Genomic DNA, 16,836 nt, shown 5'->3' on the forward strand with positions numbered 1-16,836 from the left:
CGGCGGACGGGCCCGTGAGCGAGGGATCAGGCGGCGCGGAGCACGGCCTCGATCTCGAGGGTCAGCTGGACCTTCTCGCCCACGACCACGCCGCCGCCGTCGAGCGGCATCGAGATGTCGACGCCGAAGTCGTTGCGGTTGATGGTGGTGGTGGCGGTGAAGCCCGCGCGGGTGCCGCCGTAGGCGTCCGGCCCGAAGCCACCGATCTCGAGGTACAGCGAGACCGGCTTGGTGACACCCTTGATGGTGAGGTCACCGTTGAGCTTGTAGTCGCCGCCGTCGGCGACGATCCCGGTGGAGACGAACGTCCACTCCGGGTACTTCTCGACCTCGAAGAAGTCGGCGGACTTGATGTGCCCGTCCCGCTGCTCGTTGTTGGTGTCGATGGAGGAGGCGTCCAGGGTGGCGGTGACGCTCGAGTCCTCGAAGGTCTCGCCGGTGACGACCGTGCCACCGAACCGGGCGATGCGCCCCTTGACCTTGCTGACCATCATGTGGCGCACGGAGAAGGAGACGTCCGAGTGGACCTGGTCGATGTCCCACGTCCCGACGACATAGCCGGGGATCTGGGTGGCGGTGGTCATGTGCGCTCCATATGCTTGAACTCTCAGCTGTTGAGAGTGACGATAGACCCGTTGCGCTTGAGTGTTCAACCATAAAGAAGGTGACGTGGACCACACGCGGTGGCTGGACGACGACGAACAGCGGACCTGGCGGGCCTTCCTCACGGCCAACCGGCTGCTGTTCGAGCGCGTCGAGCGGCAGTTGCAGAACGAGGCGCGGATGCCCCACGCCTACTACGAGATCCTGGCCAGGCTCTCCGAGGCGCCGGACCGCACCCTGCGGATGAGCAGGCTGGCGGACACCTCGCTGTCCAGCCGCAGCAGGCTCTCCCACGCGGTGGCCCGGCTGGAGGAGGCGGGCTGGGTCGAGCGCACCACGTGCGAGACCGACCGGCGCGGCGCCTGGGCGCGGCTGACCGACGCGGGCCTGGCCGCCCTCGAGCGGGCGGCCCCGGGGCACGTGGAGACCGTCCGGAGCCTCCTGTTCGACGCGCTGACCCCGCAGCAGGTCGCGGCGCTGGGCGAGGTGGCGGACGCGCTCGTCGACCATCTGACCGACCGCCCCGTGTGGCCGGCCGAGAGTGACGCGGGGTGTCCCGAGGCGGGCTGACGCTGTGGCCCGGGTCGCATCACGGCACCGGCTCCGACGTGCGGGAGTGCGGAGTTCTAGGCTGGCGTCATGTCTCGTTTCGACGTCGTCGTTCTCGGTGCCGGTCCTGGTGGTTACGTGGCAGCGATCCGTGCTGCCCAGCTCGGCAAGAGCGTGGCGATCATCGAGCAGAAGTACTGGGGCGGGGTGTGCCTCAACGTCGGCTGCATCCCGTCGAAGGCGCTGCTGCGCAACGCCGAGCTCGCGCACATCTTCGCCAAGGAGAAGAAGACCTTCGGCATCTCCGGGGACGTGACGTTCGACTTCGGCGCGGCGTTCGACCGCAGCCGCACGGTCGCGGACGGCCGGGTCAAGGGCGTCCACTTCCTGATGAAGAAGAACAAGATCACCGAGTTCGACGGCACGGGCACGTTCACCGACCCGCACACCATCTCGGTGGAGCTGAGCGCGGGCGGGACCGAGACCGTCGAGTTCGAGAACGCCATCATCGCCACCGGCGCCACCACCAAGCTGCTGCCGGGCACCGAGCTGTCCGAGCGGGTGGTGACCTACGAGGAGCAGATCACCACCCGTGAGCTGCCCGAGAGCGTGATCATCGCCGGGGCCGGCGCGATCGGCGTCGAGTTCGCCTACGTGCTGAGCAACTACGGCGTGCAGGTGACGATCGTCGAGTTCCTGGACCGGCTCCTCCCGCTCGAGGACGCGGACGTGTCCAAGGAGCTGCTCAAGCAGTACAAGAAGCTGGGCGTCGAGGTGCTGACCGGCACCAGGGTCGAGAAGATCGACGACTCCGGCGCGAAGGTCACGGTCACCGTCTCGGACAAGAAGGGCACCCGGGACCTGGAGGCGGACAAGGTCGTCCAGGCCATCGGCTTCGCCCCGCGGGTGGACGGCTACGGGCTGGAGAAGACCGGCGTCGAGCTGACCGAGCGCAGGGCCATCAAGATCGACGACGTCATGCGCACCTCGGTGCCGCACATCTTCGCGATCGGGGACGTCACCGCGAAGCTGATGCTGGCCCATGTCGGCGAGGCCCAGGGCGTCATCGCCGCGGAGGCGATCGCGGGCGCCGAGACCATGGGCTTCGGGGCGACCGAGTACGCGATGATGCCGCGGGCGACCTTCTGCCAGCCGCAGGTCGCGAGCTTCGGCTACACCGAGGCCCAGGCCCGCGAGCTGGCCGAGGAGAAGGGCTGGAAGGTCCAGGTCGCGACCTTCCCGTTCACCGCGAACGGCAAGGCGCACGGGCTCGCCGAGCCGTACGGCTTCGTCAAGCTCATCGCGGACGAGACCTACGGCGAGCTGCTCGGCGGGCACCTCATCGGCCCGGAGGTCACCGAGCTGCTGCCCGAGCTGACCCTGGCGCAGAAGTGGGACCTGACCAGCCACGAGCTGGCGCGCAACGTCCACGCGCACCCCACGCTGTCCGAGGCCCTGCAGGAGTGCTTCCACGGCCTGACCGGCCACATGATCAACTTCTGAGCCAGTACTCCGCGAGGATCCTGCTGTCGGGTGCGAACGGGCCCGGTAGCAGGGCCGCGAGCTCGTCCCGCGACATCCACCGGCCCTCGGCGATCTCCGAGGGCTGGTGGTGGACCGGTCCGTCCCAGGTCGCCGTGTAGCCGAAGAGGTGGCAGCGCAGCCCCTCCGGCCCACCCAGGCCGGGTCCGGGCCCGGACTCCCAGGCCACCGTCCGCAGCGGCGAGAGCGGGACGCCGTGCACCGCGAGCTCCTCACCCAGCTCGCGGACCGCGGTCTCGTAGGGCGTCTCGCCCGGGTCGACGACCCCGCCCGCCACGCAGTCCCACAGCCCGGGCATGACCGCCTTGGTGTCCGCCCTCCGGTGCACGTAGACCTCGGCCCCGCGGGTCAGGACGACCCCCGCCGAGCCGTGCCACAGCGACCGGGCGTAGACCTCGCTGCGCGGCGCACTCCCGACGATCGCGCCCGCGGCGTCGAACACGGCGATGATCTCCTCGGACGTCATTGCTCCATCCTGGCGATGTGACCTTGAGCACAAGAGCGTAGGGATGGCGTGCATGGGTGGAAACAGGATCGTCGTCTACAAGGAACCCGGTGTCGTGGAGATCGAGGACCACGACATGCCGACGCTGGAGATCCCGGCCGACGTCGCCGCGGCCATGGGGATGGACCGCAAGGCACCGCACGGGGTGATCCTCAAGTGCGTCTCGACCAACATCTGCGGCTCGGACCAGCACATGGTCCGGGGCCGGACGACCGCGCCGCCGGGGCAGACCCTCGGCCACGAGATCACCGGCGAGATCGTGGAGAAGGGCACGGACGTGCAGTTCCTCGAGGTGGGGGACATCGTCACGGTGCCGTTCAACATCGCCTGTGGGCGGTGTCGCAACTGCCGCGAGGGCCATACGGGGGTGTGCCTGAACGTGAACCCGGCCCGGGCGGGCTCGGCCTACGGCTACGTCGACATGGGCGGCTGGGAGGGCGGCCAGGCCGACTACGTGATGGTGCCGTTCGCCGACTTCAACCTCATCAGGTTCCCGGACCGCGACCGCGCGCTGGCGAAGATCCGGGACCTCACGATGCTCTCGGACATCTTCCCGACGGGCTACCACGGCGCCTTCACCGCGGGCGTGACCACCGGGTCCACGGTCTACGTCGCAGGCGCGGGCCCGGTCGGGCTCGCCGCCGCCTACTCCGCGCAGCTGCTCGGGGCGGCCGTGGTGATCGTCGGGGACCTGAACAAGGAGCGGCTGGAGCAGGCGCGGTCCTTCGGCTGCGAGACCGTCGACGTGGGGCAGAGCGCCACGCTGGAGGAGCAGATCGACCAGATCCTGCACACCAACGAGGTCGACTGCGCGGTCGACGCCGTGGGGTTCGAGGCCACCGGGCACGGGGGCGGCGAGGAACGGCCCGCCCAGGTGCTCAACGACATCATGACGGTCACCAGGGCGGCGGGGCGGCTGGGCATCCCCGGGCTCTACGTCACCGGTGACCCGGGCGCCGCGGACCCGGACGCGAAGGAGGGCACGCTCAAGGTCCGGCTGGGCCTGGGCTGGGCCAAGAGCCACAGCTTCACCACCGGCCAGTGCCCGGTGCTGCGCTACAACCGCGGGCTGATGCAGTCGATCCTGCACGACAGGGCGCACATCGCCGACGCGGTGAACGCGACGGTCATCCCGCTGGAGGACGCCCCGCGCGGCTACCGCGACTTCGACCGCGGCGCGGCGCAGAAGTTCGTGCTCGACCCGCACGGGATGGTGCCCGCGGCCTAGCGGCACCCGCTCGGGAGGCGCGACGGGCGCCTCCCGAGCGGGTTAGGCTCTGCGGATGCACTCCCGGGAGGTCCGCGCGTGACGGCTCGTCGCATCATGGGTACCGAGGTCGAGTACGGCATCTCCGTGCCCGGTGACCCCACCGCCAACCCCGTCATCACCTCCACCCAGATCGTGCTCGCGTACGCGGCCGCGCAGGACATCCCACGCAACCGCCGCGCCCGCTGGGACTACGAGGTGGAGTCCCCGCTGCGGGACGCCCGCGGCTTCGACTTGTCCGCACCCTCGGTCTCGTCCCACGGCAACGAGTCGGAGCTGGACGACCTGGGCGCCGCGAACGTCATCCTCACCAACGGTGCCCGGCTCTACGTCGACCACGCCCACCCCGAGTTCTCCACGCCCGAGGTGCTCAGCCCGCGGGACGTCGTGATCTGGGACAAGGCGGGGGAGCGGGTGATGGAGGAGGCCGCCGAGCGCGCCGCCACCGTCCCCGGCGCGCCGCGGATCCAGCTCTACAAGAACAACGTGGACGGCAAGGGCGCGAGCTACGGCTCGCACGAGAACTACCTGATGGCCCGGCAGACCACGTTCCCGTCGATCGTCGGCGGGCTCACCCCGTTCTTCGTCTCCCGCCAGGTCGTGACGGGCGCGGGCCGCGTGGGCATCGGCGCCCAGGGGGACGGCGAGGGCTACCAGCTCTCCCAGCGCGCGGACTACATCGAGGTCGAGGTCGGCCTGGAGACCACGCTCAAGCGCGGGATCATCAACACCCGGGACGAGCCGCACGCGGACGCGGACAAGTACCGCAGGCTGCACGTCATCATCGGCGACGCCAACATGAGCGAGTACTCGACGCTGCTCAAGGTCGGCACGTCCGCGCTGGTCCTGGACATGATCGAGAACGGCGTCCGGTTCGACGAGCTGCGCCTGGCCGAGCCGGTGCGCGCGGTGCACCAGATCAGCCACGACCCGTCGCTGAGGCAGAAGGTGGAGCTGACGGACGGGCGGAAGCTCACCGGCGTCGAGCTGCAGTGGCTCTACCACGAGAAGGCGCTCAAGCACGTCGAGAACACCCAGGGCGCCGAGGTGGACGCGGACACGGCCGAGATCCTGCAGCTGTGGGGGGAGATCCTCGAGGACCTCTCGGACGACCCGATGAGGACCGCGGACCGGCTGGACTGGACCGCGAAGCTCCAGCTCCTGGAGGGCTACCGGCGCCGGGACGACCTGGAGTGGGGCGCGGGGCGGCTGTCGCTGGTCGACCTGCAGTACACCGACGTCCGGATGGCGAAGGGCCTCTACAACCGGCTGGCCACCCGCGGGTCGATGAAGCGGCTCGTCACCGAGGACCAGATCGAGAACGCCATCCAGAACCCGCCGGACGACACCCGGGCCTACTTCCGGGGCCGCTGCCTGGAGCGCTACCCGTCCGCCGTGGCCGCGGCGAGCTGGGACTCGGTGATCTTCGACCTGGGCCGCGAGTCGCTCGTCCGGATCCCCACGCTGGAGCCGCTGCGCGGCACGCGCAAGCACGTCGGCGAGCTGATCGACCGGTCCGGTACCGCCGAAGAGCTGGTCACGGCGCTCACCCAGGGGTAGCCCACCCGTCCGGTCATACGTTCGCAATGCGCGAAGCATGGGCGTGCAGGGGTCCCGCCAAGTAGTGTTGGCGGCATCGGACCTCGGTGTCCACCTGGCACGACGGTGCTGCGGTGGCCCGGGGACTCGGTGACGAGGAGGGTCATGTCCCAGGAGCAGACCAAGCGCCAGGGCGGCGGCGGCGGAGACGACGACGAGGGTGCGGACGCCTCGGCGGCGGGCCAGGAGCGCCGGGAGAAGCTGGGCGAGGACGTGGACACGATCCTCGACGAGATCGACGACGTCCTCGAGGAGAACGCCGAGGACTTCGTCCGCGCGTACGTGCAGAAGGGCGGCGAGTAGCCACCCTGCCCGCCGGACGGGCCGGATCCACCCGGATCCGGCCCGTCCGCGGTATCCGGAGTAGTTGAGCCACATCGACGAGGAGAGGCACGCACCCCACCATGGAGTTCCGCGAGGGCATCCCCGGGCCCCGTCAGTTCGGTCCCGAGCCGCAGCCCGGGAGTCAGCTCGGCCACCGTGCCGCGTTCGCCGCGCTCGGTGAGACGTCGTTCAGCAACTACGTCGCCGCCACCCAGCCGCACCTGCTCCCCGCGGCGCGGATGTTCGACGCCCCGCGCACCGGCGCCTCCCACGCGAGCCCCGAGGCCCTGGGCGTGCCCCACGGCACCACCATCGTCGCGCTGCAGTTCAACGAGGGCGTGGTCATCGCCGGTGACCGGCGGGCGACCGCGGGCAACGTCATCGCGCAGCGGGACATCGAGAAGATCTTCCTCACGGACTCGCACTCGGCGGTCGGCATCGCGGGCTCCGCGGGCATCGCCATCGAGATGGTGCGGCTCTACACGGTGGAGCTGGAGCACTACGAGAAGATCGAGGGCGTCCAGATGTCCCTCGACGGCAAGGCCAACCGCCTCGCCGGGATGGTCCGCGGCAACCTCGGCGCGGCCATGCAGGGCTTCGTGGTCGTCCCGCTGTTCGCGGGCTACGACGTCGAGGAGCCGGACCCCGCCAAGGCGGGCCGGATCGTCACCTACGACCCCACCGGCGGCCGGTACGACGAGTGGCTCGGCTACCACGCCGTCGGGTCCGGTTCGGTGTTCGCCAAGTCGTCGCTGAAGAAGCTGCACCGCACCACGAACGACCTGACCACGACGATCCGCACCGCCGTCGAGGCGCTGTACGACGCCGCGGACGACGACACCGCCACCGGCGGCCCGGACCTGGTCCGCAAGATCTGGCCGGTCGTCGTGAGCATCACCGGTCCCGAGGGCGCGGTCCGGCGCTCGGAGGACGAGCTGGCGGCCGTCGTCGAGCAGATCGTGGCGGACCGGGCGGAGAACCCGGGCGGCTGAGCCTGCGCTCGCCCCCCGGTAAGCACGAGATCAGGAGCGTTCCCCGATGACGATGCCCTTCTACTCCTCCGTCGACCAGCTGCTGCGCGACCGCTCGGAGCTCGCCCGCAAGGGCATCTCCCGCGGCCGCAGCGTGGTGGTCATGTCCTTCGCGGGCGGCGTGCTGTTCGTCGCCGAGAACCACTCCAGTGCGCTGAACAAGGTCTCCGAGATCTACGACCGGATCGGCTTCGCGGCCGTCGGTCGGTACAACGAGTTCGAGGGCCTGCGCACCGCGGGCATCCGGCTCGCCGACTCCCGCGGGTTCTCCTACGACCGCCGGGACGTCACGAGCCGGTGGCTGGCGAACACGTACGCGCAGTTCATCGGCGCGGCGTTCGTCGAGCAGCAGAAGCCGTACGAGGCCGAGATCTGCCTGGCCGAGGTCGGCGAGACCCAGGAGCACGACCAGCTCTACCGGATCACCTACGACGGCTCGATCACCGACGAGCCCGGTTACGTGGTGATGGGCGGCAGCACCGAGCCCATCTCGGCGAAGCTCAAGGACGTGGTGGACCCGGCCCACGACCTGGCCGCCGCCCTGGCCACCGCGCTCGAGAGCCTGCAGGTCCCCGGCGCGGCCCCGGGCAACGGCACCAGCGAGGCGCGGGTGCTGGGGGAGAGCGCGCTCGAGGTCGCCGTGCTGGACCGCGGCCGCCCCGGCCGCGCGTTCCGGCGGATCACCGGCCCCGTCCTGCGCGGGATCCTGCCCGCCGCGAACCGCGGCGAGACGGCGGACGAGCCCGAGGTCCGCGGTGGGGACGACGTCGCCGCGGGCAGCACCGAGTAGCTCTCTGCTCGTCCGTTCGGCCCATCGTCGGTGGTGGCGATGGGCCGAACTTCTCCCTGCTGCCGGGCCCACCCCGAGCCGCCGCGCGGTTGCGGCGGCTCAGCCGTAGGTCCGCAGCTCCACGCCGGTGCCGTCGGGGTCGCGGAGGTAGATGCCGCGGCCCACGCCGCGGGCGCCGAAGAGGTCCTTCGGGCCGGGGACGCCGTGGTGGGCCGCGAGGGCCCCCAGATCGGCCTCGACCACCAGGGCCAGGTGGTCGACGTTCGTGCCGGAGCGCTCGCCCCGCTGCACGTCGATGATCGTGTCGGGGGAGACGCGCAGCGAGGCGAAGGGCACCTCGCCGCGGCGCCACTCCTCGAGCCGCACCGGTTCGAGACCGAGGGTCTCGCGGTACCAGGCGATCAGCCGCTCGGGGTCCGCGCTGACCAGCACGATGTGGTCCAGTCCCTGCACACGCATCCGCCTAGTGTGGCGCCATGCGCTTCTCCGCGGCGGACGGAACCGCCCTCGACGGGGAGCTCGCCGTCCCCGCGGGCGCCCGGGCCGGGATGGTCGTGTGCCACCCCCATCCGCACCACGGCGGCTCCATGCACACCCCCGTCGTCGAGGCGTTGTTCCGCGGGTTGCCGGAGGGAGGGATCGCCGTGCTGCGCTTCGACTTCCGCGGGGTCGGCGCCTCGGAGGGCACCCACGACGGCGGGGACGCCGAGCGCCTCGACGCCGCGGCCGCCGTCGAGCGGCTGGCCGAGGAGGTGAGCGGGCCGATCCTGCTGGCGGGGTGGTCGTTCGGCGCGGACGTCGCGCTGTCGACGGCGCCGGAGCGGATCGCGGGATGGTTTGCGGTGGCGCCGCCCCTGCGGTTCGGAGCGTCCCCGCGCGGCGCGGATCCGCGGCCGAAGATGCTCGTCGTCGGCGGCCGGGACCCGGTGGCGGTGCCCGACGCGGTCCGGGCGGCGACCGCGGACTGGGCGGCGACCGTGGTCGAGGAGCTGCCCGGCGCGGACCACCTGTTCCTCGCCGAGGGAGCGCGGCTGGTGGAGCTCGCTCAGAGCGCGACGCGCTCGGGGTGCGTGTAGGCGTTTCCCGCGCCTTCGCGGACGAAGCCCAGCAGCGTCAGGCCGGCCTCGTCCGCCAGCTCGACGGCGAGCGAGCTGGGCGCCGACACCGCGGCGAGGATCGGGATCCCGGCCATGACCGCCTTCTGGACCAGCTCGAAGGAGGCCCGGCCCGAGACCTGCAGGACCGTGTCCGCGGCCGGGACCCGGCCCGCGAGCAGGGCGTGGCCCAGCACCTTGTCGACGGCGTTGTGCCTGCCGACGTCCTCGCGCACCACCAGCGGGGTCCCGTCCGCGGTGAACAGGCCCGCCGCGTGCAGGCCGCCGGTGGAGTCGAAGACCTTCTGCGCCTCACGCAGGCGCTCCGGCAGCGTGCGGAGCACCGACCACGGAACCGGGCCGCCCCGCGGCGAGAAGCGGGTCTTGAGCCGCACGGCGTCCAGCGACGCCTTCCCGCACACCCCGCACGAGGACGTCGTGTAGAAGTTCCGCTCGATCGAGGCGTCCGGCGGCTCGACGCCCGGGTCCAGGGCGATGTCCAGCACGTTGTAGGTGTTGCGGCCCTCCGCGTCCACCGAGTCGCAGTAGCGCGCGGACGCCAGGTCCTCGGCCGAACCGATCACGCCTTCGGTGAGCAGGAAGCCGTGCGCGAGCTCGACGTCGTGGCCCGGGGTGCGCATGGTGACGCTCAACGGCTTCCCGTCGACCCGCAGTTCCAGGGGTTCCTCGACGGCGAGGGAGTCCGGCCTGCGGCGGGTCGTGCCGTCCGTGCCGATCCGGAGGACCGGGCGCCGCGCGGTGAGCCGTCCCATGCCGCCGAGCCTACGCGCGCCCGCCGTGGCGGGCCTGACGATCGATGGTGGAACGTTCCAGCAATATGGTGAGCCTCACCTACTATCACAGACCCGGTGAGCTGCCGCGGGCCGACCTCGACTACGAGCAGGTCGCGGCGCTGCGCCCGGACGTGATCGTCGGGCTCACCGGGGCCTCGAGGCCGGCGACGGTCGGCGCCCAGTCGATGCGGCCCAGCAGCTCCGGGGTGCCTGCCGCGGCGCACCAGCCGCGGTACGCCTCGCCCAGTCGGGCCGCCCAGTCGCCGGTCTCCTCCGGGACGAGCAGGGCCGGGCGCGCGGCCCCGAGCTCGTCCAGCAGGGCGTGCAGGGCGCGGCCGTGGTCAGCCCGGACGACACCGTCCGGGGTCGGCCCGCCGCGGACGTCCTCGCAGGTCACGATCGGGATCCCGGTCGCGAGCAGGGGCTCGCCCGGCAGCGCGTCGGACAGGATCAGCCCGTCGACGCGGGGCGGGCGGCTGCCGGTCAGGACCCGTTCGCGCGTGGGCTCGGACACCCGTCCGGTGCCGCGCAGCACGTTCGACACCGTCGACTTCCCGACGCCGTCCCGGCGTGCCGCGTCCACCACGGTGGCGAGGCGCGAGGTCACCGGACGAGCCCAGTGCGCCGCGCCGATCGCCCCAGCTATGGTGAGCCTGGCCTAACCGAGAGGAGCCTGTCGTGCCGGTCGTCACCGGGGACGTCGAGCTGGACGTCGTCGCCACCCGTCGGCTCTCGCCGAGCCTGGTCCGCGTCGAGCTGCGGGGCGCGGTGCCGTCCGCGGGGGTCCCGGACGAGGCCTGCGTGCTGCAGTTCCCCGATGCCGACGGGGAGCCGACCGCGGAGCGTGGGCGCTGGTACACCGTCCGGCGCATCGACGGAGCCGGGCTGACCGTGGACATCGTGCTGCACCCCGGCGGCGTCGGCGGGGAGTGGGCCGCGGTGGCGCGGGTCGGCGACCGGCTGCGGCGCACGCACGGCAACAGCTGGTTCCGCAGGCCCGAGGGTGCGGCGTGGCAGGTCCTGGCGGGCGATGTGACGGCGCTGCCCGCGATCGGGCGGATCGTCGAGGAGAGCGCGGGGCTGCGGACGATCGTGCACGTCGAGGTCCCGGACCCGGCGGACGCGCAGGAGCTGCCCGGGGCCGAGGTCGTCTGGCACCACACGCCGGGGCTCGCGCGGGCGAGCAGGCTGGGGGAGATCGTCGCCGGGATCGCGCTGCCGGAGGGGTCCGGGTACGTCTACGTCGCCGGGGAGGCCTCCGCGACCCGCAGCGTCCGCACCCATCTGCGCGCGCGGGGTCTGCCGCGGGGCTCGTACGGGGTCGTCGGGTACTGGCGGGCCGAGATCGAGAAGTGGAACGCCCGACTGGAGGCCTCCGGCGTGGACACCGCGGCGATCTACGAGCGGGCCCTCGCCGCCGGACGGGACGAGGAGGAGGTCCGCGCGCTCTACGAGGCCGGGCTCGCCGCGGCGGGCCTGTAGGCCAGCACGCAGTACCGGTTGATGCTGAAGAGGTAGTCGCCGCCGAGGACGTCCTCCTGCCATGCGTCGGCCTCCCCGGCCGGCAGGCGGTCCCGGACGTACGTCGCGATGGTCCGCAGGATGTGGACGCTGAAGGTGTCCGGGTCCGGCGACACGTTGAGGATCGGGATCACCTGCTGCCCGGTCACGGACAGCCCGGCCTCGGTCAGCCTGCGCGCCAGGCTCACCGGCAGGTGTGGGTCGACCAGGTGCGCGTCCCAGGCCTCCATGACCCGCCGGTGCCGCTCGCGGTCGGTGACGGCCCACACCACGGAGTCCCAGTCGGTGTCGAGGACCAGCACCCGCCCTCCGGGCCGCAGCACCCGCGCCACCTCGGCGAACGCGCCCGCGATGTCGGCGACGTACTCGTAGACCTGGGTCGAGACGACGGCGTCGAACTCCCCGTCGGCGAACGGCAGCCGCTCCGCCCCACCCTGGACGACCTCGACCTGCGGGAGCGCCGCGCACCGGGCGGTCGCGACGGCGTTCATGGACGGGCTGGGGTCGAGTCCGCGCACGGCACCCCCGGACCCGACGGCCTCGGCGAGCTGCGCGAGCAGGAACCCGGGCCCGGAGCCGACGTCGAGGATGCGCTCACCGGGTGCCGGGGCGAGCAGGGCGAGGGTCTGCGCGCGCTGCCGGACGACGTCCGGCGTGGTGTAGGTGCGCTCCATCGCCCGGGTGCCTTCGTCGTCGAAGGAGAGGGTCATCCCGGGAGGGTAGCGAGGGCATAATGTTGAGTGCTCAATCGTTGTCGGTAGCATGACGGACATGGTGGAACTGGGGCTGGACACCTTCGGCGACGTGACGGTCGGGGCCGACGGTGAGCGCACGCCGTACGCGCAGGTCATCCGGGACGTCGTGGAGCAGGCCGTGCTCGCCGACCGGGTCGGGATCGACGTGTTCGGGGTGGGGGAGCACCACCGGGACGACTTCGCGGTCTCCGCGCCCGAGGTCGTGCTCGCGGCGATCGCCGCCCGCACCGAGCGGATCAAGCTCGGCACCGCGGTGACCGTGCTCAGCTCGGACGATCCCGTGCGCGTCTTCGAGCGCTTCGCGACCCTCGACGCCCTGGCGCACGGCCGCGCCGAGATCACCCTGGGCCGCGGCTCGTTCACCGAGTCCTTCCCGCTCTTCGGCTACGACCTCGCCGACTACGAGACCCTCTTCGCCGAGAAGCTCGACCTGATGACCCACCTGCTCGACGAGGGTCCGGTGACCTGGGAGGGCACCATCCGGGCCGCGCTGCGCGACCAGCAGGTGTACCCGAAGACCGAGTCCGGGCGGATCACGACCTGGGTCGGCGTGGGCGGCAGCCCGCAGTCGGTGGTCCGGGCGGCGAGCTACGGGCTGCCGCTGGTCCTCGCGGTGATCGGCGGGGACCCCGTGCGGTTCGCGCCCTACGCCGAGCTCTATCGCAAGGCGCTGCGCGAGCTGGGACGGGAGGAGCTGCCGATCGCCGTGCACGCGCCCGGGTTCGTCGCGGAGACGGACGAGGAGGCGATCGAGACGCTGTACCCGCACGCCAAGGTCATGCTGGACCGGATCGGCGCGGAGCGGGGCTGGCCGCCGCTGACCCGCGCGAAGTTCGAGGCGGACGTCCGCGGCGGGGCCCAGCACGTCGGGTCGCCGGAGACCGTGGCCCGCAAGATCGTGCGCACGGTACAGGCGCTGGGGCTGCAGCGCTTCGACCTCAAGTACACGACGGGCACGCTGCCGCACGCGCAGCAGATGAGGGCCATCGAGCTCTACGGCACCGAGGTGGCGCCGCGGGTCCGCGAGCTGCTGGCCTCCGAGGCCGCGGCCTGACACCCGGGTGGCGATCGGCGCCGGACCGGCTCAGCCCCGGAAGGGGCGGTCCCGGCCGCTCCAGCGGTCCTCGTCGCGGCGGTAGATCGGGATCGGGTCCTTCGCCACGCGGAAGGTGTAGCGGCCCGCCTCCTCGACGACCTCGCCGTCCGTCGCGAGCATGGACGGCACCTTGAGCTCGACGTCCAGCTCCGCGACCTCGGTCTGGTGGTAGACGCGGCTGTGGCCGAGCGCGCCGAGCATCATCGCGACGACCACCCGCAGCCGGGAGAACCGGACGTCCGCGCGCAGCCACCGGACGTCGAGCAGGCCGGAGTCCAGCGTCGGCCGCCACGCCGGGACCATGCCCCGCGGGTGGTACGGCCCGTTGCCGACGAAGATGAACCAGACCTCGTGCCACCGGTCGTCGAACTTGACCTGCACCCGCTCGGAGCGGCGCAGCACGGTGACCAGCGCGGCGAGGAAGGCGGGCCACTTGCCCCACCGCGGCTGCCACTTCTCGCGCAGCCGCACCAGCTCCGGGTACGAGCCCACGCTGGCGGTGTTGAGGAAGTACCGGGTGCGGATGACGTCGGGGTTCTCCGGGTCGTCTCCCGCGCCCGGGTGGGCCTCGACCAGCCCCAGGTCCACGGCGACGGCCTCGCCGGCCTGCGTGGCGTCCACGGCCTCCTGCAGGTCGTAGACGCCGACGTCCCGGGCGAAGTGGTTGAGCGTGCCCGCGGGCACCACGACCAGCGGTAGCCGGTACTCGTCCGCGACGCCGGCGGCGCTCGCGACGGTGCCGTCGCCACCCGCCACGCCGATGGCCCGCACCCAGTCGCCGAGCTCGGCGATCGACTCCTTCAGCTGGTCGTCCACCCGCGTGTCCTCGGTGACCCGCAGCAGCCGCGCGGCGGGCAGGGCCGCGGCGATCTCGTCGCTCACGTCGTAGTCCGGCGGGCCGGAGAACGGGTTGGCGATGATGACCAGTCCGTCCCCCTGCGGCAGGTCGGGGACGGTGTCGACGGGCCGGGCGCGGGCCTCGTCGGTGGGCCGCACGGGCCACCAGCGCTGGGTGGCGAGCGCGACGGTCGAGCCGACCGCGGCGCCCGCGAGGACGTCCGACGCCCAGTGCACGCCCACGTGCACGCGGGAGTAGGCGACCGCGGCGGCCAGCGGCACCACGGCCGGGGCGATCCTCGGGTTCTCCAGCACCACCGCCGTGGCGAACGCCGCGGCGGACGCCGCGTGCCCCGACGGGAACGACGACGACGTCGGCGGGTCCGGGATCCGCCGGTGCCACGGCAGCTCCGCGGCGGCGGGCCTGCGGCGCGGCAGGAGCGGCTTGAGGATCCCGTTCGCGATGCCGCTGGACAGGGCGATGGACAACAGCCCGCGGCCCGCGGCCTTGCGCCCCGCGCCTCTCCGGACGGCCAGGACGCCTGCCACCACCACCCAGAGCGCGGAGTGGTCCGCCGCCTTGGACAGCCTGCACATCGCGGCGTCCCACCGCGTCGGCGGCAGCGAGGCGACGGTGGAGGTCAGCCCCCGGTCGGTGTCCGACACATGGGCCAACCCCCGGTCGAGATGGCGGGACTTCACGGCGACTCGCCGGAACCAGTCGGTCACAGGCGTGACCTTATGGGGCCTCCTGCGCTTACGCTGGAGGACATGCAGCGTCGGATCTTCGGGGTCGAGACCGAGTTCGGGGTCACGTGCACCTTCCACGGACAGCGCAGGCTGTCCCCGGACGAGGTGGCGCGGTACCTGTTCCGGCGTGTCGTGTCGTGGGGCAGGTCGTCGAACGTCTTCCTGCGCAACGGCGCCCGCCTCTACCTGGACGTCGGGTCCCACCCCGAGTACGCGACCGCGGAGTGCGACACCCTCAGCGGGCTCGTCGCGCACGACAAGGCCGGCGAGCGGATCCTCGAGGACCTGCTCGTCGACGCCGAGCGCAGGCTCGTCGACGAGGGCATCGGCGGGGACATCTACCTGTTCAAGAACAACACCGACTCGGCGGGCAACTCCTACGGCTGCCACGAGAACTACCTCGTCGCGCGGCAGGGCGAGTTCGCCCGGATCGCGGACGTGCTGCTGCCGTTCCTGGTCACCCGCCAGCTGATCTGCGGCGCGGGCAAGGTCCTGCAGACCCCGCGCGGCGCGGTCTACTGTCTCTCGCAGCGCGCCGAGCACATCTGGGAGGGCGTGTCGTCGGCGACCACGCGGTCCCGCCCGATCATCAACACCCGGGACGAGCCGCACGCGGACGCGGAGCGCTACCGCCGCCTGCACGTCATCGTCGGCGACTCCAACATGTCCGAGACCACGACCCTGCTGAAGGTCGGCGCCACCCACCTCGTGCTCGAGATGATCGAGGCGGGCGTGCAGTTCCGGGACTTCACCCTGGACAACCCGATCCGCGCGATCCGCGAGATCAGCCACGACCTCACCGGGCGGCGCACGGTCCGGCTCGCGGGCGGCCGGGAGGCCAGCGCGCTGGACATCCAGCGCGAGTACCACGCCAAGGCCGTCGAGCACCTGGCCGCGCGGGGCAGCGAGGACCGCTCCCTGGAGAGGGTCGTCGAGCTGTGGGGGCGCACGCTGGACGCCGTCGAGTCGCAGAACCTCTCGCTGATCGACCGCGAGGTGGACTGGGCGATCAAGCACCGGCTCGTCCAGCGGTACCAGAACAAGCACGACCTGGACCTCTCCAGCGCCCGGATCGCGCAGCTGGACCTGGCCTACCACGACATCCGGCGCGGCCGCGGCCTGTTCGACCTGCTGCAGCGCAAGGGCCTGGTCGAGCGCGTCACGGACGACGGCGAGATCGAGGTCGCCAAGGACACCCCGCCGCAGACCACCCGGGCCAAGCTGCGCGGCGACTTCATCGCCGCCGCCCAGGCCGCGGGCCGGGACTTCACGGTCGACTGGGTGCACCTCAAGCTGAACGACCAGGCGCAGCGCACGGTCCTGTGCAAGGACCCGTTCCGCTCGGTCGACGAGCGGGTGGACCGGCTCATCCAGTCCCTCTAGGAACGTCCGCCTCCCCTGGTGCGCACGAACGGCACCCTCGTGCGGTAGGTCCGCACGAGAGTGCCGTTCGTGCGTAGTCCGGAGCGCTACTCGATACCGGGCATCATCTTGCGCCGCAGCTCCGCCAGCTCGTCCTGGACGGGCCCGGCCGCGGGACCCGCGTGGTCGTGCGCGGGCTGGATCCCCATCGCCAGCAGCAGCGCCTCGGCCGCCGCCTTCGGGTCCCCGGCCTCGCCGAGGACCGGGTGCAGCCCCCCGTCGGCGAGGTGGTGGAAGACGAGGTTGACCACGCTCCAGGGGTTGAACGTCTCGGTCTGCCCATCGGTGTTCCCGGTCACATGCGTCAGCGTCATCCCGGGTGATCGCCGGGTCAAGGTGTGCGGGTGTCGCTTCCTG

General features: G+C 72.1%; 19 protein-coding genes. 11 read left to right on the top strand and 8 right to left on the bottom strand.

The features are described from left to right. Nucleotides 1-26 precede the first annotated feature (26 nt). Complete coding sequence (locus ABD993_RS03815) at nucleotides 27-584, bottom strand: YceI family protein (protein WP_345412685.1); 558 nt, start codon at nucleotides 582-584, stop codon at nucleotides 27-29. A gap of 85 nt (nucleotides 585-669) precedes the next feature. Here ABD993_RS03815 and ABD993_RS03820 point away from each other — a divergent pair, with 85 nt between their 5' ends. Together ABD993_RS03820 and lpdA are read left to right on the top strand one after the other, a co-directional pair. Beyond that, a complete protein-coding gene (locus tag ABD993_RS03820; protein ID WP_345412687.1) occupies nucleotides 670-1,173 on the top strand; it encodes a MarR family winged helix-turn-helix transcriptional regulator in 504 nt (167 codons plus the stop codon). A gap of 69 nt (nucleotides 1,174-1,242) precedes the next feature. Beyond that, entirely contained in the window at nucleotides 1,243-2,655 is a 1,413-nt protein-coding gene (gene lpdA / locus ABD993_RS03825) for a dihydrolipoyl dehydrogenase (protein WP_345412689.1), read from the top strand. On the opposite strand, the gene ABD993_RS03830 is transcribed toward lpdA, so the two are convergent. Then, nucleotides 2,645-3,160, bottom strand: a complete 516-nt coding sequence (locus tag ABD993_RS03830; RefSeq protein WP_345412690.1) for an NUDIX domain-containing protein — start codon at nucleotides 3,158-3,160, stop codon at nucleotides 2,645-2,647. The genes lpdA and ABD993_RS03830 overlap by 11 nt on opposite strands. A gap of 52 nt (nucleotides 3,161-3,212) precedes the next feature. Between ABD993_RS03830 and fdhA the strand changes: the two genes are divergently transcribed. From fdhA to prcA, 5 genes are all read left to right on the top strand, one after another. Beyond that, nucleotides 3,213-4,427, top strand: a complete 1,215-nt coding sequence (gene fdhA / locus ABD993_RS03835; RefSeq protein WP_345412692.1) for a formaldehyde dehydrogenase, glutathione-independent — start codon at nucleotides 3,213-3,215, stop codon at nucleotides 4,425-4,427. A gap of 96 nt (nucleotides 4,428-4,523) precedes the next feature. Then, on the top strand, nucleotides 4,524-6,026 hold the full coding sequence (dop, locus tag ABD993_RS03840) for a depupylase/deamidase Dop (protein WP_345412829.1): 1,503 nt from the start codon (nucleotides 4,524-4,526) through the stop codon (nucleotides 6,024-6,026). A gap of 144 nt (nucleotides 6,027-6,170) precedes the next feature. Further along, complete coding sequence (locus tag ABD993_RS03845; RefSeq protein WP_093077575.1) at nucleotides 6,171-6,368, top strand: ubiquitin-like protein Pup; 198 nt, start codon at nucleotides 6,171-6,173, stop codon at nucleotides 6,366-6,368. 101 nt (nucleotides 6,369-6,469) lie between these two features. Further along, on the top strand, nucleotides 6,470-7,381 hold the full coding sequence (gene prcB, locus ABD993_RS03850; RefSeq protein ID WP_345412695.1) for a proteasome subunit beta: 912 nt from the start codon (nucleotides 6,470-6,472) through the stop codon (nucleotides 7,379-7,381). A gap of 46 nt (nucleotides 7,382-7,427) precedes the next feature. Beyond that, nucleotides 7,428-8,210: a proteasome subunit alpha gene (gene prcA / locus ABD993_RS03855; protein ID WP_345412698.1), complete on the top strand. Its 783-nt coding sequence runs from the start codon at nucleotides 7,428-7,430 to the stop codon at nucleotides 8,208-8,210. Between the two features lie 99 nt (nucleotides 8,211-8,309). Here the strand turns inward: prcA and ABD993_RS03860 are convergent, their stop codons facing one another. Then, nucleotides 8,310-8,669, bottom strand: coding sequence for a VOC family protein (locus ABD993_RS03860; protein WP_345412700.1), 360 nt, complete (start codon nucleotides 8,667-8,669; stop codon nucleotides 8,310-8,312). 17 nt (nucleotides 8,670-8,686) lie between these two features. On the opposite strand from ABD993_RS03860, the gene ABD993_RS03865 reads away from it, so the two are divergent. Further along, nucleotides 8,687-9,286: an alpha/beta hydrolase gene (locus tag ABD993_RS03865; protein ID WP_345412702.1), complete on the top strand. Its 600-nt coding sequence runs from the start codon at nucleotides 8,687-8,689 to the stop codon at nucleotides 9,284-9,286. On the opposite strand, the gene fdhD is transcribed toward ABD993_RS03865, so the two are convergent. Both fdhD and ABD993_RS03875 read right to left on the bottom strand, forming a co-directional pair. Next, nucleotides 9,256-10,077 carry a formate dehydrogenase accessory sulfurtransferase FdhD gene (gene fdhD, locus ABD993_RS03870; protein ID WP_345412704.1) on the bottom strand — a complete coding sequence of 274 codons (822 nt, stop codon included), beginning with the start codon at nucleotides 10,075-10,077 and terminating at the stop codon, nucleotides 9,256-9,258. The two genes, ABD993_RS03865 and fdhD, sit on opposite strands and share 31 nt — an antisense overlap. Nucleotides 10,078-10,198: 121 nt before the next feature. Beyond that, complete coding sequence (locus ABD993_RS03875) at nucleotides 10,199-10,705, bottom strand: LacI family DNA-binding transcriptional regulator (protein WP_345412707.1); 507 nt, start codon at nucleotides 10,703-10,705, stop codon at nucleotides 10,199-10,201. 71 nt (nucleotides 10,706-10,776) lie between these two features. Here ABD993_RS03875 and ABD993_RS03880 point away from each other — a divergent pair, with 71 nt between their 5' ends. Further along, on the top strand, nucleotides 10,777-11,580 hold the full coding sequence (locus ABD993_RS03880) for a siderophore-interacting protein (RefSeq protein ID WP_345412709.1): 804 nt from the start codon (nucleotides 10,777-10,779) through the stop codon (nucleotides 11,578-11,580). Here ABD993_RS03880 and ABD993_RS03885 read toward each other — a convergent pair. Further along, nucleotides 11,547-12,329, bottom strand: a complete 783-nt coding sequence (locus ABD993_RS03885; protein WP_345412711.1) for a methyltransferase domain-containing protein — start codon at nucleotides 12,327-12,329, stop codon at nucleotides 11,547-11,549. The genes ABD993_RS03880 and ABD993_RS03885 overlap by 34 nt on opposite strands. Nucleotides 12,330-12,381: 52 nt before the next feature. On the opposite strand from ABD993_RS03885, the gene ABD993_RS03890 reads away from it, so the two are divergent. After that, nucleotides 12,382-13,428, top strand: coding sequence for an LLM class flavin-dependent oxidoreductase (locus tag ABD993_RS03890; RefSeq protein WP_345412714.1), 1,047 nt, complete (start codon nucleotides 12,382-12,384; stop codon nucleotides 13,426-13,428). A gap of 30 nt (nucleotides 13,429-13,458) precedes the next feature. Here ABD993_RS03890 and ABD993_RS03895 read toward each other — a convergent pair whose 3' ends face one another. Continuing rightward, nucleotides 13,459-15,036 carry a bifunctional phosphatase PAP2/diacylglycerol kinase family protein gene (locus ABD993_RS03895; protein WP_345412716.1) on the bottom strand — a complete coding sequence of 526 codons (1,578 nt, stop codon included), beginning with the start codon at nucleotides 15,034-15,036 and terminating at the stop codon, nucleotides 13,459-13,461. Nucleotides 15,037-15,078: 42 nt separating this feature from the next. On the opposite strand from ABD993_RS03895, the gene pafA reads away from it, so the two are divergent. Beyond that, nucleotides 15,079-16,440, top strand: a complete 1,362-nt coding sequence (gene pafA / locus ABD993_RS03900; protein WP_345412718.1) for a Pup--protein ligase — start codon at nucleotides 15,079-15,081, stop codon at nucleotides 16,438-16,440. An 86-nt stretch (nucleotides 16,441-16,526) separates the two neighbouring features. On the opposite strand, the gene ABD993_RS03905 is transcribed toward pafA, so the two are convergent. Next, on the bottom strand, nucleotides 16,527-16,793 hold the full coding sequence (locus tag ABD993_RS03905) for a hypothetical protein (protein ID WP_345412719.1): 267 nt from the start codon (nucleotides 16,791-16,793) through the stop codon (nucleotides 16,527-16,529). Between the last annotated feature and the right edge of the window lie 43 nt (nucleotides 16,794-16,836).

The sequence above is a fragment of the Pseudonocardia xishanensis genome (assembly GCF_039541715.1).
In the GTDB taxonomy this organism is placed as follows: Bacteria; Actinomycetota; Actinomycetes; order Mycobacteriales; family Pseudonocardiaceae; genus Pseudonocardia; species Pseudonocardia xishanensis.